This window comes from Levilactobacillus koreensis JCM 16448 (genome assembly GCF_001435525.1).
Lineage (GTDB): Bacteria > Bacillota > Bacilli > Lactobacillales > Lactobacillaceae > Levilactobacillus > Levilactobacillus koreensis.
Window position 1 is genome coordinate 1 of sequence record NZ_AZDP01000116.1, and the last position, 25291, is coordinate 25291.

Consider the following 25291-nt stretch of genomic DNA (forward strand, 5'->3'; position numbering starts at 1 on the left):
AAAGTTAGCGATGATTGGGGATAAACATAAATGTTACAAGACTAGCACTACGCGTTGGAATAGGTATATTATATGTTATGCTGATCCCAGAGATACCGCTATGCAGGCATTTATTGGAATAGGTATGTTGTATATTATATGTTACGCAAGACTGAGTTTTCTAGAAGTATAATGTGTTTTTACTCGGTTATTTGGCAAAGCACAGTCAGAGCCGGAGGAGGCCAGGGATGCAGCCAGCCGTGGTAATCTTGTTAGCTGGCCGCTGGCTAGCTAACAAGATGGGCGACTTTGGAGACTCGTGTTCTTCGAGGCTTCAAATCGAGTTGGAAGCCCGTACTCCAGGCTGGAGCGTCCCCACAGCAGGCGGAATCCCTGGCAGCCGCAGTGCGACAATCTTCTGTGCATTTCGCATTGAACAAAACAAAAAAATAGAAACGGAGGGCGAATCCATGAGTCGTCCAGGAAATTACGGAAAATCAAGTCGCTTGAAACAGCTACGTCAACTCAAGCGGCGGAAGCAACAACAGGCCAGCCGCACCATCGACTGGGACCAAGTCGAGGACTTTTTACTCGGCCGTTACCATTTGGTCCAGGGCAGTAAACTGCCGCCGCTAGTCGACGCTACGGTCCAGCGCTTTTTCAGCGAGTGGCTGCAAACGGCATTGGCGCAGGGCCAACAACAGGTTCAGTGGGACGTGGCCGCCATCACGGCGACGACCCTCAAACGCATCGGTAATCAGGTCCCCTGGCAATTTTACGGTGTGCTGCTCGGTCAAATTATGAATTGGCAACGGTTATTATTGCGCGAGGGCCCGGTCGTCCCATTATCGGTTTCCCGGCAAATCGTGAAGCCCCTGACACCAACGGCTTACGCGGGTTTAGTCGCCGATCAACTGGCGATAAATTTACTAACGACCATGGCGACACCGGTCACGCCCACACAGCGTGAACAATTGACCGCCAGCTTCTTTGTGGGGGGACAGGTCCAGTGGTCGGCAGTTGGTTCGTTGTTTTCACCGCTTGGTTTTAAGATTTCAGCGAGCGCTGATGACGCGACACATCAATGGTTAAATGAGTTGTTAGGCTTAAAGGTGGGGGACTTTCACCACTAAAGGTCTAGGTACGAAAGGCTGGCGAAAAGCTGGCCTTTTTAATTTATAGCGGTTATCATCTTTATTGAATCAAGCGTATGGACACTCAAAGGTTAATTCGGTCAGATAGTCGGCGAACAACGTGGCCGGCACGGAACAATTTAGGACGTCAGCTTGCGGGGGGCTTAGCCATTACCGAGGCACCTCGTTTACTCTAATACTGGTAATCACGATATTAGTATGAAGGAGTGAGTAAAAATGACTCGTAAATTGAAGGTTTCACTGTTCAGCAGCCTGGCCGTTTTGGGTTTAGGCGCTGGTTTGTTGGCCGCCGCACCAGTTTACGCGGCAACCACTGATACGAGTAGCAGTAGTGATTCGACAACGACCGCCACGACTACAAGCAGCGATTCGACGAGTAGCAGTTCGGCTGTAACGACGCAAAGTACCACCACGTCAGCCGAATTTGACACGAGTCCTAACGCCACGATTTCTCTGGATACGGCGCCAAACATCAGCTTTGGCAAGAATGTCACTCCTAACGGTAAGACCAACGGCAGTTACTTTGCGGTATCGGCCGACAATCCGGTTGAAGTCTCTAACCCCGGCTTAGGCAGTGGTTGGAACGTTCAGTTAAAGAACACGCCGTTTACGGATGCAACGGGTGATACGTTAGGTGGTGCCCAATTAACGCTGGGAACGCCAGAAGTTGCTGCAGCGAACACGGGCAACCCATCCGCCGCACCAGTGGCAACCAACTCACCTTTAAATGGGACCGGGACGACGCAAATCGTTCTAGCCGCTCCAGCTAAGGGTGGTTTGGGGATTTGGGACTCCGAGTATAGCTTGGCCAACATCAACTTAACGGTTCCTGCTGGGCAAGTCAGCGGCATCTACAGTTCAACGCTGACGTGGCAGTTAAGCGACACGCCACAGTAATTTTGGAAAGTTGTCGTGCTGATGCTAAATGGGCTTCCTAAAAGCGACGACTAGCTGGTAACGACTAAGCCGCCAGCCAGCAATCAGCACAAGTCGTTTTGACGGTGTCATGTTCGTGGCACCGGTTTTTCTGGCGGTTGATGGGGGGATGACAACGATGAAACGAGGATGGCAACTTTTACTCGCATTGAGTCTAGCCTTAGTCGGATTGATATGGCAAATGCCAATGGCCTTAGCGGATAGCGTGGGCTATACGGTGAGAGCCGAGCTCCCAAGTAACCAGGATGACAAGCAGGTGAACTATTTTGCCTTACGAGTCAAACCGGATCAAACGCAGGAGTTGGCAATCGTCATCAACAATACGAGCGATCGGCAACAGAAGTACGTGGTCAGCATCAATCAAGCCGTGACGAACGATAACGGGGTGATTGATTATAGTCAGGTCAAGCCTAAGCTGGATCCTTCGTTGAAAGTGGGGATACAAGATATCTTCACTAAGGGGTCCGACCAAAAGGTGACGGTGGCAGCTAATGCCCAGAAAAAGGTGACGTTTACCTACACCATGCCTGCTAAAGAGCTGCCGGGAATTATTTTAGGTGGGGTGTACGTGGAACAGGTCCCCGCCGCCGCGAAACACACGACGGCGAAGATCATGATTCAAAACGCGTTTGCCTACGCCATTGGCTTACGTCTTCGAGAGAGCACGCGGACGGTCTTACCGGACATGCGCCTTCACGAGGTCAAAGCCACGCAGATCAACCGGCGTAATTACGTCACGGCTAATTTGCAAAACCCGCAGCCTGGCATTATGCAAAAACTCACGGTTAATGCCCGCGTGACGAAGTTCGATTCGGTTAAGACCCTGATCCGGCAACAACAAAGCGGAATGGGGATGGCGCCAAATAGTAACTTTAACTTCGGTATTCCGTGGGGCAACCAGAACCTTCCCGCCGGCCAATACACGCTTTATCTAACGGCCAAGGCGGGTTCTCAGACCTGGCAGTTTACCCGGAACTTCACGATTGCAGACCAGACTGTCAAGCGGTTGAACAAGACGGTCTTGGCGCCAGCTAAACGGCCAAATTACTGGCTGTATGCGGCGTTAGCCCTTCTGATTGCCATTCTGCTTGCAATCATCGGTTACCTACTCTACCGCAGCCGGCACCGTGACGACGATGATGATGTTGACGATGAGTAGTTTGTGATTTTCCGTCTGCGACTGACTACAGTTGCCGCGCTACTGTGAGCTACAGTTATATTTTCCGGTGGCTGTGGCTAATAGTACTGGCAACCATGGTCGGGGCGATTATCGTCACTTAGTCTACGTATCGTCAGTTCGGTTAGTCACAATTTTCCAGAGGGCCGCCGCCAGTCGTACACGACTTATTTTGTCGACCCTCACCCGCGGCTACTTTCGTAATTGAATAGGGGGGATTTCCCATGTTCAGACGGTGGTTGGACGCTGGCTTGATTCTGCTAGCCCTGGCCTGTTGGGGTGGTTCGGTCACGGCGCATGCGGATAGCGACTATGCACATGCCTTGGCGACCGTGCCGCAGGGAATTCTACTCAGCAAGCCCAACGCCATCTTAACGGTGGCAACGGCTAGTAAGAGCTCTGCTACCGTCGTGAACACGACGAATCCGGCAACACCCGGAACGCAAGCCGCGGTGGTAACAAATAGCGCAGATCAGTTTGGGTCAACTTGGTCGACGGATGACAATAGCTTTGATTTAACTCACAACGAAACCCTGTCACTATGGCTCTACTTTGGTGATCAGGGGACCACCGCAGCCGATGGCATGGCCTTCGTGTTGCAGAATGATCCTCAAGGTGTTCGCGCGATGCCTGACTGGGGGAGTGCTGGCATCAGCGCTGACACGCTCGGCGTTTGGGGAGTGACGGCCGACATGCCGGTCAGTTCAGCAGCTGAAATTGCCGCAACAGCGATTCAAAATAGCTGGGCACTGGAGTTTGACACAAACGCCAACGACGATTCAGCAAGCCTGACGACTGACCTGAATGCCGGTCGGACCACCGCCCACATTGCCTCGGCCTATCCGGGGTTGGCAACGAGTTACCTGCCGCTGACGCCGACTGCAAAAGAGACCGCTAGTGCGCCAACCGTTTATCGATTGCGCCACGTGGGTGTGATCAGTGATTCGACACAGCCAAACTTTTTGGCTAACGGATCGTGGCATCATTTGACGTTAACCTGGAACGCCACGGCACATACCATGACGTACGCGTTTAACGACAAGGACCCCGTGACCGCGGCCCCTGAACCGGGGGTACGCCGGACGGTAACGGTCGATCTGAAGCAGATTGACCCTAGCCATACCGGTCGCGCTCGGTGGGGGTTCACCGGGACGACGGGTACTCACGATGGCACGAACTTGGTGGTCTTAGAAAATGCGCCCGGACTAGTGGCGGCACAGACTTCAGCGCAGTTGTTCGATCTAACGCAGGACAAGATCGTTGATCACGACGATGAGGTCACCAGTCATGATAAAGTTCAATTGACGTATCACCTGGATTACCAGGCTGGTCGGCAAACTTGGTCGGCTATTAGCGGCCATCTGCAGTTGCCAGCCGACATTGCGTATGACAATCAGGCGACCATCACCACTGCCAATGGGCAGACCACCACATTGCCACTAGAAACGGCACGTGATGGTCAGCTCGTAACGGCCTTGAAGGCGGTTCTGTCACGACAGAATCCGACCGCCACGATTCGACTGACGGGAAAAATCTTGCCAGTCGATTCGCGGCAAGTGGTGACCGGCGCTACCAGTATCTTTGCGTCGCCAACATTTATTGGCACGGCAACGACGCCGACCTTTAGCGTCATCCCGGCCGTTAAACTCAATTTGGCAGTGACTAGTGCTGATCCACTGGCACTGCCGGACTTGCAGAAAACGACGGTGACGGGAAAGATCGGGGGCTTCACTCGTGCCAATGTGCCACCAGCATTGCGCGTCATGGCCAAGCTGAACGGGGTTGCCCTGCCCAGGGTAACGCCGCAAAGTGACGGGACGTTTGCCCTTTCGTTGACTGCCAGCCAGCTACAGCCAGGGGCAAACGACCTGAAACTGACTGCAGATACAGCTAGCGGTGATGCTTCAAAAACGGTGACCGTGCCCATCACGGTTGCCGGCGAGCTGAAATTTGACACAGTTTCTAGTGCGGAAGGGTTCCGGGTCAGTACCTTGACCGGTAACAGCCAGTTGGTCGGTCGGACCGGCGATTGGCGGCTGGTTGTTCAGGATACGCGCGGAACCGGTTCTCGCTGGACGCTAAATGCACAAGCAACCGCATTGACCACTAGTGATGGGCAGCAGTTGGCCGGGCAACCGGTCTACGTGACCAGCCACGGGACAATTCCAATTGGAACGACCCCGATGCCGGTCCTAACGCACGTTACGGACGATAGTGAAGATGCGGGGCGCTTCGACGTGGCCGGCAGTTGGACGTCTAAGACCGGAATTCTACTCGCGGTCGATGACGGTTCTGCGGTCGGAAGTTATTCGGGAACGATTATTTGGACACTGAGTGATGCACCAAGTTAGCTTTAAAGTTAAATCGAACGTTGTGTCGTCGGGTAATCTGGCGATCAACACGCAAGCTGGATACTGACAAGTGCCCAGTCTACCGCGGGTTAACACCCACAGCGGACTGGGCACTTGTTTTGTTTTGAAGTAGATGACAATGGGTTAGAAAAAGTATGGGGGAGAAACAATGGGAGCAAAACGATGGTTACGTCTGACGTTGGTAGTGGTAGTGGCTGGATTGAGTTGGCACGGCTGGTGCGTGGCCCACGCTGATGATTTGGGGACCGCTTTAGCAACGGCCCCCCACGGAATCGTGCTGGACAAGACAAATCCGTTTGTGACGACGGATACGACCACTAAGAGCGCAGCCACCGTGGTGGAGAGCACCAATCCGAACTCTCCCGGAACCCAGGTTGCGGCATTGACGAACGGACCGGATCAATTCGGGTCGATGTGGTCGACGCGACAGGGCCTTTTGGACTTAAATCGCGACCAAACTATTTCCATGTGGATGTACTTAGGAAACAGTGACGCCTCGGCCGGGGAGGGGATGGCCTTTGTCCTGCAAAATGATGGTCGGGGACTGGACGCCATGCCGCTACAACGGAAGGGCCCAATCGCGGGAGAAACACTTGGGGTGTGGGGCGTTGACGAGGATCCCCGAGAAAATAATTCTAGTCAGATTGCGCATACGGCAATACAGAAAAGTTGGGCGCTGGAATTCGACACACAGTGGAATGGGGAATCCAATGAGATGTCGCCCTCAAAGGCCAATTCGTTCGATACTGGTTATCCGGCTATGCACATTGCTTCAAACTATCCGGGAAAATCAAGCACGTATAAGTTGAATACTGTGACTAACAGTTTTTGGGGGAGTCTTTTTGGTGGTCATCGGCATGCTTATTATTACAATATGTGGCACAAAAATATTGTATACAATGCCAACGAGCCGAACTTTCTGTCTAACGGGCAGTGGCATCATTTGACGGTTCGCTACCAAAAGGGTGGCGTGTTGATGTATAACTTTGACGATCGGAATCCGCAGACGCATGCCCCACAACCGGGAATGGGACGGACGATTACGCTTGATCTCAACCACTTGGACCCACAGAAAACGGGTAAAATTCGTTGGGGGCTGACCTCAGCAACGAGTGACCAGTACGAAAACCATTTGGTCGTGTTGGAAAACATCCCGGGAATGGTGGATGTTGATGCGGAAACGACCATGACGGATCTGGACCGACAAAAGGTGGTAAAACCAGGAGGCCAGGTCAAGAGTAAGAGTCGCGTTCAGCTGGACTACCAGTTAGCCTACCGTTCTGGCAAGCAGGCGTGGGCGGACATCGTGGCCCATTTGAAGGTACCCAAGGATATCGACGTGCAAGAGATTAAGATTGCTTACAGTAAAGGAGAGACGCAGCCGGTGATGCTGACGGACTTCACGGATAATGAGTTGTCGGTGCAGCTGAAAAGCGCGTTGAGTGAAGAAAACCCGACGGCCGTCATCAAGGTGGTCGGTCGAGCTAAGGATGTGGCCGCAACTAAGGCAGTTGAAGCGTTCACGAGTAAATTCACATCACCAACGCAGGTTAGTGCTGCGGATACGCCAAACTTTATTATTAACCCGAACGCCCGACTGAGCTTGAAAGTTACCAGCGAAAATCCGGTCAACTTAGCAGGTCATGACGATATTACGGTGGAAGGGAAGGCCAAATTGAAGGGAGCGGACACGGAATTTCCACCATTAGTACGGGTACGGCCCCAGTTAAATGGTAAGATGCTTAGTCCCGTTGCGGTGAACCGAGACGGTGTTTTTCGGCTACCAATTTCCGGTGACCAGATTCGCCGGGGAACCAATCAACTTACCTTGGTCGCGGCCACCAACATGGGGGATGAATCCGAACAAGTTTCCGTGCCAATTACGTTGGCCGGAACGTTGCGGTTTAAGGCGATTTCAACTCGTAGTACGTTTAAGGAGACAGCCCTGACCGGTGCGACACAAAATGTGCAACGGGAGGCAAACTGGTTGCTGAGCATTCAGGATGATCGGGGGACCGACGAGCCGTGGACGCTTACGGCCAAAGCGGAACCCTTTAAAACGGCAGCGGGACAAAAGCTAGCTGGAAATCCCGTCTACGTGGACACTTACCGGACGATCCCGATTGGTGCCGAAGCTACGCCCATTTTGACGCGCAAGACGGATGACAGTGTTGCTGATGGGACCTACGACGTGGTTAAGAATTGGACGCCAGAAACGGGCCTGCTATTGGCAATCGGCAGTGGTGCCACGGCAGGCGAGTACCAGGGGACCATTACTTGGGGCCTCACCAACGCGCCAGGCTACGTGGTGGACAATGACTGATTTTCTCTATAGCTGACAGGGACCTTGTCGTCTCAGCTACCATTGCCGTTAGTGAGCACTTCACGCCAGTATCAGTACTGACTGCATAGAAAAAATGGCATGGCATACCATCAGGTAGAATAGAACCGAAAAAAGTTGACCTCATCTGAAACCAGACGAGATCAACTTTTTCATTTAGAGTAAATTTATTATTTTGATTTAACGGTTAGCTGCCATAAAGCACAACTATAGCCGAACGAAGCCAGCTGAGGCGACGATGTTAGCCGGTTTTTTTTCCCGGGTTACATCGTGGGACGACCTTGGAGACACGCAAACTTTGCGTGGCTTCAAGTCGAGGTGGAAGCCTTGCAAAGGCTGGAACTGACCCCATAGCAGGCGCAGTCCTGGAAGCTGCAGGCGGACACTTTGCGCTAATATCGACAGCTGTTTAAAAATAACATTACGATTTACTTCAACAAATGCGTGATCAATTTCTCGTAAATCGTGATGAAGCGGTGGTACATGTCGAGGTCGACGTACTCATTGACCTGGTGGGCCGTGATGTTGCCGGGCCCGAAGACGATGACGTCGATGTCGGGGTTGAACGCCAGGAACGAGGAGGCGTCGGTGCCGCCGGGAACGCCGATCAGTGGTAAGGCTTGTTGGAGTTCAGCCTGGCCAATTTCCTTAGCGGCCTTAACTAATGGCGCGTCGTCCATGGTGTGCATGGGACGGAGGTCACTGAGAATGTCTAGTGTTAGGTCGGCACCGTCCGCGTTCAAGTCAGCGATGATCTGCTTGATAGCAGTTGTGATGTCGGCGTTTGGCAGTTCGGGGATGGTCCGAATTTTGACGGAGAGGTCGGCACTGGCGGGTACCGTGTTGATCTGTTCGCCACCCTTGACCATGGTGACCACCGGGGTAACGGTTCCGAGGACGGGATTACGGTAGTCCTTAATGGAAGCGAAGTAATCCTCTTCCTTTTGGTAGAAGCGCATCAGCGGCGTGATGGCGTTCTTACCGATTTCTGGCATGGAACTGTGTGCAGCGACCCCTTTGGAGTGGACCGTGTACGTCAGTGAGCCCTTGTGCGCCAGTTCGATGAAGTGTTGTTCGTTGGTTTGGTTGGCGTCAAAGAGTTTCTTGGCCCCAGCCTCGTCACTCTGCAGCATGTATTGGATCTTCTTTTGCAACAGTAATTGTTTGTGGACCCCACTTGGTTCGCCGACAATCAGCGTGTCGAGGTCCTTGGCGTAGCCTTTTTCACCCAGTTGTTGGGCACCGTATTGGCCGTATTCCTCACCAACTGTGGCCATGAAACGCAGGGTACCGTGTAACGGCACGTTCTGGTCCTTTAAATGGATCATCGCGAGTGCACCGGCCATCAAGCCGGACTTCATGTCGGACGTCCCGCGGCCAATCATGTTGCCGTCCACAATCGCTGCGGAGAGGGCGTCGGCCTTCCATTTAGCGGCGTCACCAAGGGCCACAATGTCTGAATGCCCGTCGAAACCAACGACGGGGCCATTGCCGTCACCAATTTCAGCGACCAGGCTGACCCGGTTGGGGGCGTATTCAACGACTGTGCTGTCGATGCCATGCTGCTTGAAGAGGTCTGCCAGATAGTCGGCGACCAATTTTTCGTTACCATTAACCGTGTTTAGTTTGACAATGTCACTAAGTGCTTGTACCACTTCGTCCATGTTAAGACCCACCTTAATTTTAATGTAAGCTCTGATACTGTGACTAGTTAAGTGAAGCAATCATTTGTTATCAACTTGATTACAGCACTTTTTGCGGAGTCGGTCAAGAATCCTGGCGCGTTTAGCCAGTCCTAGTCTTGAATTTGGTATTGCAAGGAGACTAAATCGGAAGCACCCTTGCTGGTGAAATTTTCGTCGCGGTTCATTTGCCACAGCTGGCCGTTGATTTTTAGCTGATTTTTTTGAATGTATTCGGCGAGGATCTTCAGCGCGATACAGATATTCTTGGTGTCATTAGTCGTCGTGATGGCAACGTAATTACCGGCCGGTTTCTCCAGTCGTGGCAGGTCGCCGGTGTCCGTCTGGACCGTGACGGCTTTGAGAATGCAAAATGAAGCCGTGGGATAGCCGTTGGCGTCGCTATTGGGGAGGCGGGTGAGAAAACCGGAAGATCGCTGATTGACCAGCTTGAGCTTACCCAATCGCTCGTAAAAGTCGGCGTAAATTTCGGCGATTTCAGCTTCGGTACAGGCAACGGACTGCTTAGACTGGCAGAACAAAGCGGCATCCATTTGGGTGATGAAGGGTTGGTTCCGCACACTATTTTCGGTGGCGACGGGTTGATTGAAACGCGTATTCAGCGTCGTTTTGAGTAGACTCAAATTGTCCATCTGCTGGTTGATCTGCGTGAGAATGTGCTGAAGATTTTTATCGAGCGAGCCAGGGTTGGTCGAGGCGTTGAGCGCTTTGATCTCGCTGATCGACAGGCCAAGTCGGCGTAGTTCCAGAATGAACGTGGCCGGGTACAACTGGTCGTAATCGTAGTAACGGTAGCCGTTAGCCGCAACTTTTTTCGGCTTGAACAGGTCTTTTTGATCATAGAAGATCAGGGTGCGCCGCGTGGTTCCGGCAAGTTCCGCAAATTTTTGAATAGTGAGCATCTCTTTCGGTCCTTTCGGCTTGACTGTAACGTTACGTTATACTCTATACTGGGTTTACTGATTAAGCAAATACAAAGAATGGAGCGATTAACTAATGAGAGCAGTAGTCATTGATGAACCAGGGGACGTTAACGTCATGAAGATTGTCGACCGGCCAATTCAAAAGGCGACGGATCACCAGTCCGTGATGCGGATCCACGCGTTTGGCGTGCACCGGTACGAAGTCTTGACCCGTGCCGGTGGGTCGCCATCGGTTAAGTTTCCCCGGGTGATCGGCGTTGAGGCCGTCGGTGAAATTGCTGAAGCCTCTGCTCAGAGCACTCTGAAGGTTGGCCAAAAGGTCATGACCATGATGGGGGGCTTTGGTCGTGAAGTGGACGGCAGTTACCAGGAATACGCGTTGGTCGACGACGCTAATTTGTTCCCGGTGGACTTTAACGGTGACTGGGTCAAGTTAGCCGAATATCCGGAAAACTTCTACACGGCGATTGGCGCCATCAAGTCGTTACACCGGAAGCCGGGCCAAACGTTATTGGTCCGTGGCGGGACAACGGCTGTCGGTCTATCAGCCATCAAGCTAGCCAAGGTGCTGGGCCTCAAGGTCACGGCAACGACGCGGCGCAAAGAGATGCTCCCAGAGTTGATTGCCAATGGCGCCGATGATGCCATTCTGGATGCGGACAATAAATTGGTGACGGATCAAAACTACGACGGCATCATTGATATGGTCGGCACGGTCACGTTAGCCGATTCGATTGCTCACCTGAATCAGGGCGGCGGTGTGTCACTGATCGGGTTGCTAGCCGGCGAATGGGTTGCCAAAGAGTTCAATCCCTTCACGCTGGGCGGCAAGTTCTTGACGATGTTCGACTCCACTAATGTTCAACAGGACTTGGTCGATGAGATGTTTAGCCTGATTTCCGAGCACCATTTGGAAATCCCCATCGCCAAGGTCTTCAAGCTCGACCAAATCAAGGAAGCGCACACCTACGTAATGGCCAGCCGGGCGCTGGGTCAGGTGATCGTGGACAACGACTAGATTGGTTGAGATTGTTGAGAGCTGGTCGCACTGCGGCTGACAGGGACTACGCCTGCTGTGGGGACGCTTCAGACTGGAAAACCACCAGTCTTCTCGCTCGATTTGAAGGCATGGAGAGCACATGTCTTCAAATCGCCCGTGATGTAAGCCGGCTTAAGAAACGCCAGCTAACATCACCTCCACGGCTGGCTCCGTCCTTGTCCTCCTCCGGCTTAGATTGTGTTTTACCACGACAACGGCTGGTAAGGCGAAGGGCCAACCAGATTGCCTAGTTTTAGACTCGCTGTCGTTGCTAGAGCAGTCATGACTGGTATTTTAGAACTTTCAACCTTTAAGTAATGAAAAAAACGTCTCCCACCATCAGCTGAAAAGGCTGTGAAGGGAGACGTTTTGAATTGGTATTGGTTTTGGACAATGTTGTCTAAACTTAGTTGGGGTGATAACCGTCATAACAGGTTGCCAACTTCGACTAAGACCGATGAAATTAGAACGACAACGTAAAATAAATCGCCAGTTCCGTTTCTAACATCGGTTGCGGTAGAGGACTAACGTAGCCGTAGGAGGCCAGGGATGAAGCCAGCCGTGGTAATCTTGGGAGCTGGCCGCTGGCTAGCTCCCAAGATGGGCGACTTTTAAGACGCGTGTTCTTCGCGGCTTAAAAGCGAGCGAGAGGACCGCCCCTCAGTCCGAAGCGTCCCCACAGCAGGCGCAATCCCTGGCAGCCGGAGGCGACCGCTTTAGAACTATCCCGCACTAAATGCACTGAACGCATTTAAGATTCGGGGCGCACTAAACCACCCTTAAATATCGTCGATCACGTCGATGACCTGATAGCGGGCCACTTTCCCCAGAGCCAGCAGGAAATCGTTCAGCACGTGGCGGTCGTGAAACGCGCCCTCCAGCATGTAGTCGTAGCTACCGGTCGTGCGGTAGTGGTGACGGAAATCATTGTGGTGGCTCTTGACCAATTGCAGATAGGCCGCGTGTTGGCGGTCTTGAACAGCAACTTGGATGAAGACTTGCCGCGGTAGATCAACCTTGTCGAGGTCGACTTCGATGGTGTATTTGGTAATGACACCGGCATCCTCGAGCCGCTGAATTCGGGCGGCGACGGCCGGGGCGGACAGGTGGACGAGTTCGGCCAAGTGACTCGTTTTAATGCGACTGTCACGATTGAGCTCTTTGATGATGGCAATATCGGTTTCGTCTGGCACAGTAAACACCTTATTTTCTAAGTTTTTAGGACGGAAACTCTTTCTTTTCAATATTAACAGCCAGCCGGGAAAAGTGTAAAGTGGGATACTGTTGCATAAGGAAATTCGTAAGCCTTCTGCCTAGGTAATTGGCGGAAGATTAGTATAATTGAAGATAATCATGTGAAATTGGATGTCCTGCGTTTTACTTTGGCAGGTCATCGTGAAGATAAGCGAGCGTTATTTGAAAGTCAGCAGTGGGAGGTCACGAATGATAGAATTTAGAAACGTCAGCAAGCGTTACGCCGGCAACCAGGCGATTGACAACCTCAATCTGACCATACCGACGGGAGATTTTTTTGTGTTGGTTGGCCCCAGTGGGAGTGGAAAAACGACCACGCTGAAGATGCTGAATCGCTTGATTGCGCCAACCAAGGGCGACATTTACTTTGAAGATAAGCGCCTGATTGATTACGATTTAACGCAATTACGACTACAGATGGGTTATGTGCTGCAAAACATTGCGCTCTTTCCCAACTTAAACATTCAAGAAAACATCGCCATTCAGGCAGAATCGCTCGGCTGGCCGCGCAAGCAACGAGTCGAACGGGCCCGCGCGTTGTTGAAACAGGTCGACTTGGATCCCGATAAGTACGCGACCCGAATGCCCAATGAGCTGTCCGGCGGGGAACAACAGCGGGTCGGCATTATCCGGGCGCTCGCCATTAAACCCAAAGTGGTCTTGATGGACGAACCATTCAGCGCGCTGGACCCAATCTCGCGTAAACAGCTCCAGGACCTGGTGTTACAGCTGCATAAGGAACTCCAGATGACCTTCGTGTTCGTCACGCATGACATGCACGAAGCGCTGCGGTTGGGCCAACACATTGCGGTGATGCGGCTAGGTCATATTCAACAGGTGGGGACGGGCGCAGACATCATGCAGCACCCGGCCAATGATTTTGTGCGCGGCTTTTTTGAAAATGAACACGCGCCGCGGCCCGACACCGTCCAATCACTCTTAAGTGAAGGCTACGGGCAAACGACGAGCGCACCGGCAACGCTAACGGCGACCGCCACCATCAACGAATTGGCGGCGGCGTTAAAGGGCAACGTGTCGGTCGTTGTGAGTGGTGGCGAGATATCGCGGGCACTCAGTACGCCGGATCTCCTCGATTATTTGGCAACTAAGGAGGCAAACTAGTTGGCACAGATCATTCATATTCTCCAAACACAGGGTGGCGACATCGTCAATTCCATCGGTCAACACATTGGGTTGTCCCTGATCTCGTTGCTGATTGCGGCCATCATTGCCATTCCCTTAGCAATCTTACTGATGAATCACGAGCGCTGGGCCAAAGTCATGCTCCAGATCACCAGTATTCTCCAAACGATTCCGAGCCTGGCACTGTTGGGGATTCTGATTCCCATCGTCGGTATTGGGACCGTCCCGTCAATCATTGCGTTAGTCATTTACGCGGTGATGCCGATTTTTCAAAACACCTATTCTGGGCTGACCACCATCGACCCCAACTTAGAAGAAGCGGCAACCGCGTTTGGGCTGTCGCGGCGGATGAAACTTTTCCGGGTCGAGTTGCCACTAGCCCTGCCGATGATCATTTCTGGGATTCGCATCGCGATGGTTCTGATCATCGGGACCGCCACCTTGGCCGCCTTGATTGGGGCCGGGGGCTTGGGGACCTACATCCTGCTGGGGATTGAAACCAACAACAATGCGCTCCTGATCATTGGGGCCGTATTGTCGGCCGTCCTCGCGTTGGTCTTTGGTGCGGCCATTGACTGGCTGGGTAAATTATCTTTTAAAAAGGCCGGAATCGTCCTGTTGACGCTGGTCGTGTTGATCGGTGGTTTTGCCGGTTATCGTAAATTAGTGACGCCCCAGACGACCATTACAGTTGCTGGGAAAATGGGCAGTGAGCCCGAAATTTTAATTAATATGTACAAGGACTTGATCGAGCACGATCATCCAAATACCAAGGTGACGACGAAGGCGAACTTTGGGGGCACCTCGTTTCTGTTTAAGGCCTTGCAGTCGGGGTCGATCGACATCTATCCTGAATTTACCGGGACCGTCTTGGAGTCGTTAGTCACCGGTGAAAAGTCGGCGAGTCACAATCCGGCGAAGACGTATCAGGTGGCTAAGCAGGCCCTCAAGGCGCAACACCAGATGGCCTACCTGAAGCCGATGAAGTATCAAAATGGGTATGATTTGGCGGTCACCAAGCAATTTGCTAAGAAGTATCAATTGAAGACTGTTTCCGACTTAGTGGCGATCGAAGGCAAGATCCACGCCGGGTTCGACCCCGACTTTTACCAGTTGAAGGATGGTTATCCTGGACTGAGCAAAGCGTATGGTCTGAAATTTGCCAGCGCTAAGACTATGGAGCCATCGATTCGCTACAAGGCCATCGCCAATGGCAAGGTCAACCTGGTCGACGGCTATACGACTGATCCGGAAGTTCGGGAGTATCATTTGGTCGTCTTGAAAGATGATAGGAACTTCTTCCCACCATATCAAGGGGCACCGTTGATGACGGAAAAGCTGTTGACGGAGCATCCCGAACTGCGGGCGACGCTGAATAAACTCGCCGGCAAGGTGTCCACGACCGATATGCAGAAGATGAATTATCAGGTCACCGTCAAGCACGAGAAGGCGGCGACCGTGGCGCGTGATTATTTGAGAAGTCATGGGTTGTTAGACTAAAATCCGCTCTTGACAGCCACCAATAAGAGCCTTAAACTTATCACTAATTTCTAATCGGTTTGTCATAAATAAGGCTAGGAGAAGAGTAGTGGCGTTGGCGTTGTACAGTGAGCCCGAGCGAGTGTGAACGGGTCGACGACGAACCATGAAGATGAGCTCCCGATAGCTATCAAGTGGTTCACGCTGCTTGGTCGGTAGGAACCGTTAACTTTCCGGGTATCAACTGGTACCGTTGAGGCAGAGTCTGTGAGGACTGTGTGAACTAGGGTGGTAAAACGACACGTTCGTCCCTTGAACTAAGCAATTAGTTCGGGGAGGAGCGTGTCGTTTTTTGTTTATGATGACCGATTAGAAAAAGGGTCGACCGAGATTGCTGGACTGGCAACACCCCCTTGAGAATCCCTTAGCGATGCACACTGGGAGAGCCACGGGCGATGTATTTGCCGAATGAACAGGTCATGTTAACAGTCGAACGGTCTCGGGCCAACTCAATTTAGGAGGAAATTAAGCATGACAACGACGACAGAAAATGAGTTCCCTTACCGCTATGACGTTGTGGGCAGCCTCTTGCGCCCCGCAACTTTGAAGGACGCCCGGGCAAAATTTGCGGCGGGTGAGATCGATGCTGACCAACTAAAGACCGTCCAACGGGCCGAAACAAGGCGCGTCGTCGGTGAACAGGTGGCCTTGGGCTTGAAGGCGGTCACGGACGGCGAGTTCAACCGAAGCTGGTGGCATCTGGACTTCTTGTGGGGCCTGAATGGCGTCGGCCACTATGACTATCAACAAAGTTATAAATTCCATGGCAGCAAGACGCGGACCGACAACGCCGACCTGGTAGGTAAGATTGCCTTTAACCCGGATCATCCGTTCTTTGAAAGCTTTCAATACCTCCAGTCATTAGTTCCAGCAGGTGTCCTGGTGAAACAGACGATTCCATCCCCGACCATGCTGTTCCGGGACAATCGGAGCGACAACTGGCACGAATTTTATGAGACCTGGGACGCCTACCTAGATGACTTGGCCAAGGCTTATCATGAAACGATTTTGCGCTTCTATGAACTGGGTTGTCGCTACCTCCAACTGGACGATACGACGTGGGCCTTTCTCATCAGCAAGCTCAACGAGACAGTCGACGATGCCACCGCGCATCAGACCTATGTGGCCTTGGCCGAAGACGCGGTCCGGGTCATCAACGACCTGTTGACCGATCTGCCAGCCGACTTGACGGTCACCACCCACATTTGTCGGGGCAACTTCAAGTCGACATACCTGTTCTCCGGTGGTTATGATGATGTCGCCGACTACCTGAGCCAGTTGCATTATGACGGCCTATTCTTGGAATATGACAGCGACCGGGCCGGCGACTTCACCCCACTCAAAAAGATTTGGAACAACGATACCAACAAGAAATTAGTTTTGGGATTGATCACATCTAAATTCCCTGACTTGGAAAATGAAGACGACATCAAGACCCGGATCAAGGACGCTGCTCAACAGGTGCCGTTAGCCAACTTAGCATTGTCCACGCAGTGTGGCTTCGCGTCGACCGAAGAGGGCAACCAACTGACGGAGGACCAGCAGTGGGCCAAGCTGAAATTAGTCAAGCGCATTGCTGACGATGTTTGGGGATAGGTTAGAGCAAATTAGTCGCACTGCGGCTGCCATGGATTCCGCCTGCTGTGGGGACGCTTCAGACTGGAAGAACACCAGTCTTCTCGCTCGCTTTTAAGCCGCGAAAAACACGCGTCTTAAAAGTCGCCCATGGTCTAGGCTAGCAAAGGACGCCAGCCAACACCATTACCACGGCCGGCTACATCCCTGTCCTCCTCCGGCTTAGGTTGTGTTCTATCACAATAACTGCTGAGAGTCTTGTGTCCGCACCGTTTCCGGCCCATATCTGGCGACCGGTAAAGCGAAGGATGCACTGAGTTGCCTAATCTTCACAGTAATATCGTTGTTATATCGGGCTTAAGCAGTATTTGAATATAAGAATAGAACTGAGGTGTTGCTAGACAAACTGGTAGCGCCTTTTTCGATGACCAACAGAGAAATACTGGTTAGATATTAAGTTAATTTACCTTTTGAGCTACTAGAGATATTACAAGTAAAATAGCAATCAGACGGTCTAAAGTGGTTTAGTTGGGGATGGTGAATTCAGTGGGAAGTGTCACGTCATTCTAGTCAGGATAGTGGCCGTAACTAACGGAGGTCATGTTTCAAACACATCTCTCAATTAAAAACTATCAAAGTCGGAGGAGACCAGGATGGAGCCAGCTGTGTCGACGATGTCAGGCGGCGTTCTCTCCGGCTTACATCGTGGGACGACCTTGGAGACAGGTGGTCTTCGTGGCTTCAAGTCGAGGTGGAAGCCTTGCAAAGGCTGGAACCGACCACATAGCAGGCGTAATCCTGGCAGCTGCAGGCAGAAAATTTACCACTACCCCAGGGTTAGATTTTGACCTGCTAAATAACCCCCTAAATCAAGTGCCACTGAAACGACTATCCCGACCTGCCACTTACAGAACGTAATCGCTTTCAAGGAGAAGTGAGAATGGTTTACAAACTATTTACATAGACCACACAACCTCGTTACATGGGCCGCGTACACTTGCCTCATACTTAAGTAAGGGGAGTGGCGAGATGTCGATTGAGTTAAACGCATTGGGGAAAGCGTACACCGCTGATAATTGGGTTTTGCAAAACGTGACGGCGCACATCGAGAGTGGCGAATTCTTCGCGATTGTCGGGCCTTCTGGGTGCGGAAAAAGTACGTTGTTGCGGATGATTGCGGGACTGATTCCGATTTCGACCGGTGAACTTCAGATCGACGGTAAGGTGGCAACGGATCTACCACCGAAGGACCGCCAGTTAACGATGGTTTTTCAAAGTTACGCGTTATTTCCATTCTTATCGGTCACCGATAACGTTGCGTTTGGACTGAAGGCCCGGAAGTTTCCCGCTAAGGAAATCGAGGAGCGGGTCACGAAGGCCATCAAATTGGTCAACTTGGAGGAATTCAAGGACCGTCGTCCCCGGGACCTGTCTGGTGGGCAACGGCAACGGGTGGCTTTAGCCCGCGCAATCGCCAGTGATGCCAAGGTTTGCTTGATGGACGAACCACTATCTAACCTGGACGCTCAGCTCCGAATCAAGATGCGTACGGAATTACGGAATCTCCAGCAGGAGTTGGGACTGACCGTCATCTACGTCACGCATGATCAGGTCGAAGCGATGACTATGGCCGATCACATTATGGTGTTGCACGACCATAAGATTCAGCAGATCGGCACGCCCCTCGACATTTATAACCGGCCCGCCAACACCTTCGTGGCTAGCTTCTTTGGCACGCCGCGGATGAACCTCTTGCCGGCCCGGGTGACCGCCGACCGTGAATTGACCCTAGCAGACACGTTAAAATTAGCACTACCCAAGCCGTTACCGGTCGCCGACTACATCGTTGGGATTCGACCAACGTCGCTGTACCTGCTTCCTCAAGGGGAGGGCGAGCCTAACGCACAGGTCAAGACCGTCGAATACCTCGGCGCCCAGATCCTGTTGGAAGCCGAACTCAGCGATGGCACGCCGATCGAATTGACCGCCGATCCTGATGAGAATTATCAGGCGGGGGACTGGCTGTCCGTCGGTATCGATGGCAACGCCTACGTCTTCGACCACACTGGCGAGGTTCAATTTATGGTGGAAGGGGGTCGCCAACATGCAAGCAGAAGTCACGCCAGCGCCCAAGCCTAAGGTCGATCAGTCGTCTGCGATTAGTCACAAACGAGCAAAGGGGTACAATCTGCACGCTGGTGATAAGTACTATGCGTTCGCCTTTCTTGGACCCTCACTGTTGGTACTCGGGACCTTCGTGTTCTACCCAATGCTACGGACTCTCTATTTGAGCCTGTTCTTGACCAATAACGTCGGTCGGCCAACGGTCTTTGTTGGCTTGAAAAACTATATCGGTCTGTTGACCTCCAGCGCCTATCAGGCCAGTCTTCAAGCTACTGCCGTTTACGTGATTGGGGTCGTCGCTTTGACCCTGATTCTGGGATTGTTGTTGGCACAACTCGCGGTCAAGAAGCTCGCCGGGATTCAATGGTTCCGGACGATTTTCTCCGCCACGATGGGGGTCTCCGTCTCCGTTGCCGCCATCTTCTGGCTGTTCATCTTCAGTCCATCGATTGGGCTGTTTGATCAGATCGGTAACTTCCTTCACTTGCCGATCGTGGCTTGGCTGACACAACCCGGTCCCGCCATGTTCGCCGTCATTATTTCCACGGTCTGGATGAACCTGGGCTTTACTTTCTTGATTCTCTTCGGCGCCTTACAAATGGTGCCACAACCACTCTACGAGGCGTCCGCCATCGAAGGGGCGTCCGAGAGCTACCAGTTCTTCCACGTGACCATCCCAATGATCTCGCCAACACTGTTCTTCACGTCGACGGTCACGCTGATTGGGGCCTTCAAGAGTTTCGGCTTGATCGACCTGATGACGGCTGGGGGGCCCAACAACGCCACCAACCTGATGGTCTATCGGGTCTATCAAGACGCCTTTTTAAGTGGTAACTATGGGATAGCGAGTGCCGAGTCCGTCATCTTGGCGGTCATCATTGCCCTGTTTACCCTGCTACAATTCAAATTCCTTGAGAAACGGGTGACCTACTAATGATGCTGACAAAGACTCATAAAACGTTGCGTTACCTGGTGTTGGTCATCATGGCCATTATTATCATCGGCCCGTTTATCCTGGGATTCTGGACCAGCCTGTTACCTACGGCCGACATTGCCAAGGGGACGCTGTTTAGCACCCACGTTTCCTTCCAAAACTACGTGGACGCCGTACAACAGACGGCCATCATGCGTTACTTACTCAACAGTTTCGTGATTTCCGTGTTGACGATGGCGGCTCAACTTCTGTTCTGTTCGTTAGGCGCGTACGCCTTTGTCTTCCTGTCCTTCAAGGGCCGCGACTTCCTGTTCTACGTGATTCTGGCCACGATGATGCTGCCTTTCGAAGCGGAGGTCATTCCCAACTTCGCCACGGTCCGTCAGTTGAACCTGCTGAACCACTACGCTGTCATGGTCATTCCATTTCTGACGTCGGCCTTTGGGATCTTTATGTTGCGGCAGTCCTTCCGCCAGATTCCACCGGAGTTAAAAGAAGCCGCCGATGTTGAGGGCTTGAATCACTGGCAGTTCTACTGGCGTGTCACGTTGCCTTACGCCCGCATCAGCCTGTTCACGTTAGCCGCTTATAGCTTCCTGGAAAGCTGGAACCAATACCTCTGGCCAATGTTGACCACGTTTAGTGATAAGTTCCGCCCCGTGCAAGATGGGTTGCGGCAACTGCAATCACAGGAAACGTTCAACAACTGGGGGATGATTCAAGCCAGTGCCGTGATCGTTGTGATTCCCACGCTGATCGTGCTGTTTGTGGGACAACATTACTTTAAGGATGGCTTGAACGAGGGGGCCACGAAATGAAGAAGCAAACTGTTTCCCACAAAGTGTTCGCCATTGTGGCCAGCATTCTGGTCGTCTTGGCAGCGATTCTGGGATGGACCGCGTTCAGTCATCCGTCCGCCTCGGCGCAAAGCAATGGCCGAATCAAGGTGGTCTTTTGGCACGAAATGACTGGTCCGGCACAGCAGCAATTGATTAAGTTCTCTAAGCAATTTAACCAGTCACAAAAGAAGTATGAGGTCGTCCCCGAGTTCGAGGGGAGTTATAATGAGGCCGTCCAGAAGATTATCAACACGCACGGCACCGACGCGTCGCCCGCAGTCTTTCAATCCATGGACATTTCGACTAGTCAGATGCACCACACCGGGTACACGACGCCGGTCCAGAAATTTATCGACGCCGACAACTACGATGTGAACAAGATCTCTGCGGGTGCGCGGGCGTTTTATTCCAACCAAGGCACACAGTTATCCATGCCATTTAACACGTCGCAACCCGTGCTCTTTTACAACGCGACACTGCTGAAGAAGTTGGGCGTCACACCACCACCTGTCAATCCGTCCTATAGCGACATCACGAAGGTTGCTAAGCAGGTCATGGAAAAGTCCAACAAGAAGGTTCAGGGGATGTCGGTCGAAATTTATGGCTGGTTGTTTGAACAGTTCATGGCAAACTCTGGCGCTTCATTTGCCAATAACGACGATGGCCATGCCAGCACGCCAACGGCTTCTAACTTGACCGGCCCTAGCACCGTCAACACCATGAAATGGCTGCAAACGAACGTCAAGGATGGCGTCTTTGCTAACTACGGTGCCGGGGGGAATGCGTTGAACAACGAAATCGCCAGCTTCTTGTCTGGCCGACTCGCCATGTTCTTACAGAGTTCCGCGACGACGACCCAGCTGACCAAGGGCAACAAGGATCAAGTCGGTATCACCTACTATCCTCATCCCGATGGTCAGAAGAGTAATGGGGTGGCCATTGGTGGCGCGTCACTGTGGATCTCAAACGACAAGTCTGCGGCCGTTCAGCGCGGGTCATGGGACTTTATCAAGTTCTTGATGACCGCGAAGAGCCAAGCAGAGTGGCAAGCAGCGACTGGTTATTTGGCCTTAAACAAGGACTCGCAGAAACAACCAGCCCTGCTGAATATGTATAAGAAGTTGCCAGAATCGAGGGTTCCTGGCGAACAATTGGCCGCAGCGAAGCCAAACAATACGAACTCCGGAATCTTCATGCAAGGCTTGATTCAAGCGCGAAACTTGACCCAGACCGCCATGGAGCAGATCTACGCGGGGAGTAACATTCAAAAGGCGTTGCAGACGGCACAGTCGTCGCTCAACGGCAACATTAAAAATAACAACCGTGCGAACGGCTATTGAGTAGGAGAGCGATTTTATGACAGGGAAAACGTTAGTATTTGGGCACCGGGGCTACCCGGCAAAGTTTCCGGAAAATAGCATCGCGGGGTTCAGTTACGCCCTGGAGAACAACGTGGACGGCTTGGAATTCGACGTGCATTTGACTAAGGACCAAGTCCCGGTCATCATGCACGACGAACACATCGACCGCACCACGAACGGCAGTGGCTTGATCAACGACTTCACCTTTAACGAACTGCGGCATTTTCGCCTGGCAAATCAGGAGGCCATCCCAACGCTAGCGGAATTTCTGGCGTTGGTTGATGACTCGGATGTCCAGCTAAATTTGGAGCTGAAGACGGACAAGATTCAGTACCCGGAGATCGAAGCCATCGTCATGGCCATGGTCCACGGGGCACCGCTCAAGCACCCGGTCATCTTCTCGTCGTTTCATTTACAGACGTTGAAAAATTGTCAGAAGATTGCGCCCAACGAAGCATACTGCTGGCTGACGGATAAGCCGGTAGTCAACGCTGCGGCCTTCGTCGCCAACGAACATCTGAGTGGCTTGCACCTGAGCCATTACCAAGCCGACGTGCCGGTCGCCGAACGCATCTGGACGGTTGACAAGCCGGAGTTGGCGAAGGAGCTGTTCCAAAAGCACGTGGCGGGCATCTTCACCGATGACTTCATCACCATGATGCGCCTTCGCCAGGAACTGGCGCGCGTGTAAAATCAGGTGGTGGACCACCGCCTGTCGCCTGCGATTGTCAGACGCCACGCTGTGGGGCAGACCTGGGGCCTGAGGTGCGGTCCCCAGGGCAACTTTGAGCCGCGGGAAGACGCGTCTCAAAGATTGGCCCGTCGACTAAGGCTGAGCAGAGCGCTCAACCTAAGATGACCGACACAGCGCTCTGTCTGGCAATCTCCGGCTGGGTGACGTCGCAAATTTTAAGCGTGTCGTTCACCGGGGCTGGCGGTCCATGGTCAGTTATTGGAGCGGCTGTCAGTTAGATTGATTAAACTAGAGTGACTGTAGACAAAAGCGGACGTTGCCCAATGTGTTAGGCAGCGTCCGCTTTTGTGTTGGTTATGGACTGAAAGTTTTGTTGATGATGTGTTGATCAAATTGTTTGATTGAAATTTGGCTAACTCGCCTGTTGCAGAATGAGTGACTGATTTCTACGAAAGATAGGTGCCATTTCAGTGCTTGTGTTGAAACTTTGGTTGCCTAGTCGGAGGTGGTCAGGTACGGAACCCGGTGTCGGTGTTCTAAGGTCGGCCGGTTTTGGCGACCTTAGAACACGGGCCGAGCTTGGAGACTCGTTCTTGGAGGCTCCAAGTCGCCCTGAAGACTCATGATTTTCGAGGCTTCAGGTCTGCCCCACGGGGTGGAGTACCTGACCACCGTAGACGTTGAGACGATGGTTTAAGACAAGCGGTGTAGGAATTCGGCACCCATTTGGTTGGCGTTGAAGGCGTAGGGCGCGAGGGCCTGTGCCGGGTCAATGAACTGTTCATTGTCGTCCAAATCTTGCTTGCGTAGCGTCAATTGCAAGTTCGTTGCCATCAGTTGCATCTTGAGACCGCGAACGACCAGTTGCATACCTAAGGCGGCTTGGAACCCACCGTGACCGCCGTAGGATACTAGGCTGACTGGCTTGCCGCGCCATTCAGTGTAGAGGTAATCGAGGGCATTTTTCAGTGGTGCCGGGTAGCCCCAGTTGTATTGTGGGAAGAGCAAGATGAAGCCGTCGTATCCCTGAATCAGCTGACTCCAGGCCTGCGTGTGAGCTAGCGTGTAATTACCGTCAGAGGGTTGGCCGGGTTCGTCGAGGAAGGGGAGGTCAATCTTTGCGAGGTCGATTAAATCAACGGCCAAGCCATCCTGAGCGACGGTGGGTTGAAGCCAAGTTGCGATGCTGGTGCTAATGCGGTTTGGCCGGGTCGAGCCAATAATTAAACCAATTTTCTTTGTCATAATGAGGTGTCTCCTTAGGCAGTTAAATTTATATGTGCAATATGCACACATATTAGCATTCTTCTGGTATAATAACAAGTATGGACAATCAAATATTTGAAGCACTATTTGAGATAGTAACATTTTTTAGTCGAACGGAAGAGGATCGTAAGCTGCTGAAAGAGGCTCACGTCAAGCTGGATACGCCAACTTTGCCCATCATCATGCGGGTCGATCATCAACCCGGCATCAGCATTGGGGAGCTAGCCGACCAGATTGGCCGCAACCATTCGTCGATCAGTCGGCAGGTCGATAAGCTGATTGAGACGGGGTGGCTAGAGGAGACCGAGCGTCGGGACAAGCGTGTTCGGCGGGTCATTCTGAGCCCTAGGGGTCAGCAAACGGTCCAACAGATTAAATTAGCCCGGGAAGCAGCCATTCGGCGCCGATTAGCGAAGTATTCGGATGCCGATCGCGGCGAACTTCTACGCGTCTTACAACGCCTATCAGCCGTCTTAAACGGCAACGACGATTACGAGGAATAGGGAGGGAAACGAAGATCCCGTTGAGCCCAGTGCAAGCTGGCTTGACGGGATTTTTAGGCGTGTTGTTTCAAAAGCGAAAGTTTCTAAGTGGGTGTTGAGTCGGATGTAGCAATAAGATTAGAGGTAACCTGGTGTGCCCGTTGCCTTTTAGAGTACATAGGGCCCAACAACTAAAGGTTGAAAGATGAAATACCTGTCTCGCCCCAGTATCAGCAAGGATTCGAACCATTAAGATAGTGTGAAATTGCCGCACTCCGGCTGCCAGGGATTCCGCCTGCTGTGGGGACGCTTCAGACTGGAAAATCACCAGTCTTCTCGCTCGCTTTGAAGCCACGAAGACCGCGTGTCTCCAAAGTCGCCCGTGCTGTAAGCTGGCTATGAATGAAGTGCAAGTAAAATGTTAGACACTTTTCTGACCTATGCAACTAGCATCTT

The 25291-nt window shown here is 52.4% G+C and carries 19 protein-coding genes; 15 read left to right on the top strand and 4 right to left on the bottom strand.

Annotation, left to right across the window (positions count from 1 at the left end; all coding sequences use genetic code 11):
* Nucleotides 1-449: 449 nt before the first annotated feature.
* The 5 genes from FC99_RS10930 (at nucleotide 450) to FC99_RS10950 (ending at nucleotide 7941) form a co-directional block, all read left to right on the top strand.
* Nucleotides 450-1112, top strand: a complete 663-nt coding sequence (locus FC99_RS10930; RefSeq protein WP_048736291.1) for a hypothetical protein — start codon at nucleotides 450-452, stop codon at nucleotides 1110-1112.
* Nucleotides 1113-1349: 237 nt separating this feature from the next.
* Complete coding sequence (locus tag FC99_RS10935; protein WP_048733096.1) at nucleotides 1350-2030, top strand: WxL domain-containing protein; 681 nt, start codon at nucleotides 1350-1352, stop codon at nucleotides 2028-2030.
* Nucleotides 2031-2187: 157 nt separating this feature from the next.
* Nucleotides 2188-3228, top strand: coding sequence for a WxLIP family cell surface protein (locus FC99_RS10940; RefSeq protein WP_082153188.1), 1041 nt, complete (start codon nucleotides 2188-2190; stop codon nucleotides 3226-3228).
* Between the two features lie 242 nt (nucleotides 3229-3470).
* Nucleotides 3471-5597, top strand: a complete 2127-nt coding sequence (locus FC99_RS10945) for a WxL domain-containing protein (protein WP_048733095.1) — start codon at nucleotides 3471-3473, stop codon at nucleotides 5595-5597.
* A 169-nt stretch (nucleotides 5598-5766) separates the two neighbouring features.
* Complete coding sequence (locus tag FC99_RS10950; RefSeq protein ID WP_048733093.1) at nucleotides 5767-7941, top strand: WxL domain-containing protein; 2175 nt, start codon at nucleotides 5767-5769, stop codon at nucleotides 7939-7941.
* Between the two features lie 446 nt (nucleotides 7942-8387).
* Here the strand turns inward: FC99_RS10950 and FC99_RS10955 are convergent, their stop codons facing one another.
* Nucleotides 8388-9623, bottom strand: a complete 1236-nt coding sequence (locus FC99_RS10955) for an ArgE/DapE family deacylase (RefSeq protein ID WP_048733091.1) — start codon at nucleotides 9621-9623, stop codon at nucleotides 8388-8390.
* 131 nt (nucleotides 9624-9754) lie between these two features.
* Nucleotides 9755-10564, bottom strand: a complete 810-nt coding sequence (locus FC99_RS10960; protein ID WP_048733088.1) for a MerR family transcriptional regulator — start codon at nucleotides 10562-10564, stop codon at nucleotides 9755-9757.
* A gap of 94 nt (nucleotides 10565-10658) precedes the next feature.
* On the opposite strand from FC99_RS10960, the gene FC99_RS10965 reads away from it, so the two are divergent.
* On the top strand, nucleotides 10659-11603 hold the full coding sequence (locus tag FC99_RS10965; protein ID WP_048733086.1) for a zinc-binding dehydrogenase: 945 nt from the start codon (nucleotides 10659-10661) through the stop codon (nucleotides 11601-11603).
* A gap of 800 nt (nucleotides 11604-12403) precedes the next feature.
* On the opposite strand, the gene FC99_RS10970 is transcribed toward FC99_RS10965, so the two are convergent.
* A complete protein-coding gene (locus FC99_RS10970; protein WP_048733084.1) occupies nucleotides 12404-12817 on the bottom strand; it encodes an Lrp/AsnC family transcriptional regulator in 414 nt (137 codons plus the stop codon).
* Nucleotides 12818-13067: 250 nt separating this feature from the next.
* Between FC99_RS10970 and FC99_RS10975 the strand changes: the two genes are divergently transcribed.
* From FC99_RS10975 to FC99_RS11010, 8 genes are all read left to right on the top strand, one after another.
* On the top strand, nucleotides 13068-14000 hold the full coding sequence (locus FC99_RS10975; RefSeq protein ID WP_048733082.1) for an ABC transporter ATP-binding protein: 933 nt from the start codon (nucleotides 13068-13070) through the stop codon (nucleotides 13998-14000).
* On the top strand, nucleotides 14001-15521 hold the full coding sequence (locus FC99_RS10980) for an ABC transporter permease/substrate-binding protein (RefSeq protein ID WP_048733080.1): 1521 nt from the start codon (nucleotides 14001-14003) through the stop codon (nucleotides 15519-15521).
* 510 nt (nucleotides 15522-16031) lie between these two features.
* Complete coding sequence (locus FC99_RS10985; protein WP_048733078.1) at nucleotides 16032-17156, top strand: vitamin B12 independent methionine synthase; 1125 nt, start codon at nucleotides 16032-16034, stop codon at nucleotides 17154-17156.
* A gap of 1008 nt (nucleotides 17157-18164) precedes the next feature.
* The gene (locus FC99_RS10990) at nucleotides 18165-19274 is read left to right on the top strand and encodes an ABC transporter ATP-binding protein (RefSeq protein ID WP_048733077.1); all 1110 of its coding nucleotides are present in this window, start codon (nucleotides 18165-18167) and stop codon (nucleotides 19272-19274) included.
* Nucleotides 19240-20193, top strand: a complete 954-nt coding sequence (locus tag FC99_RS10995; protein ID WP_048733075.1) for a carbohydrate ABC transporter permease — start codon at nucleotides 19240-19242, stop codon at nucleotides 20191-20193. The genes FC99_RS10990 and FC99_RS10995 overlap by 35 nt, the downstream gene beginning before the upstream one ends.
* Nucleotides 20194-20195: 2 nt before the next feature.
* Nucleotides 20196-21011, top strand: a complete 816-nt coding sequence (locus FC99_RS11000; protein WP_048736287.1) for a carbohydrate ABC transporter permease — start codon at nucleotides 20196-20198, stop codon at nucleotides 21009-21011.
* Nucleotides 21008-22372, top strand: coding sequence for an ABC transporter substrate-binding protein (locus tag FC99_RS11005; RefSeq protein WP_048733073.1), 1365 nt, complete (start codon nucleotides 21008-21010; stop codon nucleotides 22370-22372). Before FC99_RS11000 ends, FC99_RS11005 begins: the two co-directional genes overlap by 4 nt.
* Before the next feature lie 16 nt (nucleotides 22373-22388).
* Complete coding sequence (locus tag FC99_RS11010; protein WP_048733071.1) at nucleotides 22389-23084, top strand: glycerophosphodiester phosphodiesterase family protein; 696 nt, start codon at nucleotides 22389-22391, stop codon at nucleotides 23082-23084.
* 696 nt (nucleotides 23085-23780) lie between these two features.
* On the opposite strand, the gene FC99_RS11015 is transcribed toward FC99_RS11010, so the two are convergent.
* Nucleotides 23781-24332 carry an NADPH-dependent FMN reductase gene (locus tag FC99_RS11015; protein ID WP_048733070.1) on the bottom strand — a complete coding sequence of 184 codons (552 nt, stop codon included), beginning with the start codon at nucleotides 24330-24332 and terminating at the stop codon, nucleotides 23781-23783.
* A gap of 80 nt (nucleotides 24333-24412) precedes the next feature.
* Here FC99_RS11015 and FC99_RS11020 point away from each other — a divergent pair, with 80 nt between their 5' ends.
* Nucleotides 24413-24856, top strand: a complete 444-nt coding sequence (locus FC99_RS11020; RefSeq protein WP_048733068.1) for a MarR family winged helix-turn-helix transcriptional regulator — start codon at nucleotides 24413-24415, stop codon at nucleotides 24854-24856.
* Nucleotides 24857-25291 lie beyond the last annotated feature (435 nt).